Raw genomic sequence first — 1,576 nt, 5'->3', positions numbered from 1 at the left:
ATGCTGAATTTGTTGAAGAATTTATGCAAGCAGTCAGCCGTCGCTGGCCTGATGCATTAATTCAGTTCGAAGATTTTGCACAAAAAAATGCCATGCCATTACTTGAACGTTATAAAGATCAATATTGCAGTTTCAATGATGATATCCAGGGCACGGCAGCTGTTACGGTTGGCTCACTATTGGCTGCTTGTAAAGCCGCTAACAGTAAACTCAGCGAGCAACGCATCACCTTCTTAGGTGCGGGTAGCGCAGGTTGTGGTATTGCCGAAGCGATTGTGGCAACAATGGTGTCTGAGGGCATTAGCGATCAGCAAGCTCGCTCACAAGTGTTTATGGTCGATCGTTGGGGCTTATTACTCGATAATATGCCTAACCTACTCCCTTTCCAACAGAAGCTAGCTCAACCTTGTGCCACGATAGAAGCATGGGACAATTACAGTGACAATATCTCGTTACTTGATGTAGTTAACAATGCTAAACCAACGGTACTTATCGGAGTATCAGGCTCTCCAGGGTTATTTACTGAAGAAATCATTAAGGCAATGCACAGCCATTGTAAACGTCCGATAGTATTCCCATTATCGAATCCAACGAGTCGTGTAGAAGCGACTCCTAAGGACATCCTTAATTGGACATCGGGCCAAGCACTCGTGGCAACGGGCAGTCCATTTGAACCAGTAATAGTCAATGGCGAAACTTTTGAGATAGCGCAGTGTAATAATAGCTTTATCTTCCCAGGTATTGGCTTAGGCGTATTATCTTGTGGTGCAAGACGTGTATCTGATGAAATGTTAATGGCTTCAAGTCGTGCTTTAGCGGAATGTTCACCATTAGGTAAAGACGGTGTTGGCTCGCTATTACCTCGCCTTGAAGATATTCAAACTGTTAGTAAATATATTGCTTTTGCTGTTGCTAAAGCAGCTATTGATCAAGGTTTAGCATTACCTTGTACCGATGAGTTACTGCAACAATCGATTGAGGCTAACTTCTGGGAACCTGAATATCGTCGTTACAAACGTACCTCATTCTAACAATGATTAAGTACGACTCAGCGCTTTAGAATGATAAAGCGCTGATCATCATTACTGTGATAGCAAAACTCATTAATTGAAACGGTTATGCGCTTTTTAACCATAAAAAAATCCCAACCTAAGTTGGGATTTTTTGTATCCGCTATAACAGTAAATTTATACCGACATCACTAGCTTAAAACTATTTAACAATGGACGGTCGGTGCGTGATTTTTTAAGCTTACGTAAACACTCTTTCAACGACTGCTCCGCTAAGCGACCGAATACACCATCATATTCGTTATTATTCATCTCTTCTTCAGAGTCCGCACTGTCAGCAATTTCTTGCGCAACACGGCTTAACTGCATCCACGCATTGGCAATATAAAAGCCATGAAACTCTGCTTTAGTCATTAACTTTTGCGCACTCGCTGGCAATGCATCCCAAGCATGAGTATACGTATTGGCTTTATCTTCAATAAGTTCGGTAAACAAGCCTTCATAGGCCTCAAGTAATGTTTCAGGTAACTTATCCATCGGCAGCACTTTGTTTGCTACGTTATACG

The 1,576-nt window shown here is 42.0% G+C and carries 2 protein-coding genes; one reads left to right on the top strand and one right to left on the bottom strand.

All coding sequences use genetic code 11. The features are described 5' to 3' along the window. On the top strand, positions 1–1,031 hold a 1,031-nt coding region (gene maeA, locus CXF78_RS16955; protein WP_145991527.1), incomplete at its 5' end, for an oxaloacetate-decarboxylating malate dehydrogenase. Between the two features lie 156 nt (positions 1,032–1,187). On the opposite strand, the gene CXF78_RS16950 is transcribed toward maeA, so the two are convergent. Further along, positions 1,188–1,576: DUF3069 domain-containing protein (locus tag CXF78_RS16950; protein ID WP_102037427.1), on the bottom strand; the 389-nt coding region annotated here is incomplete at its 5' end.

This window comes from Shewanella sp. 11B5 (assembly GCF_002836795.1).
Lineage (GTDB): Bacteria > Pseudomonadota > Gammaproteobacteria > Enterobacterales > Shewanellaceae > Shewanella > Shewanella frigidimarina.
This window is presented reverse-complemented; position numbering and strand designations above follow the sequence as displayed.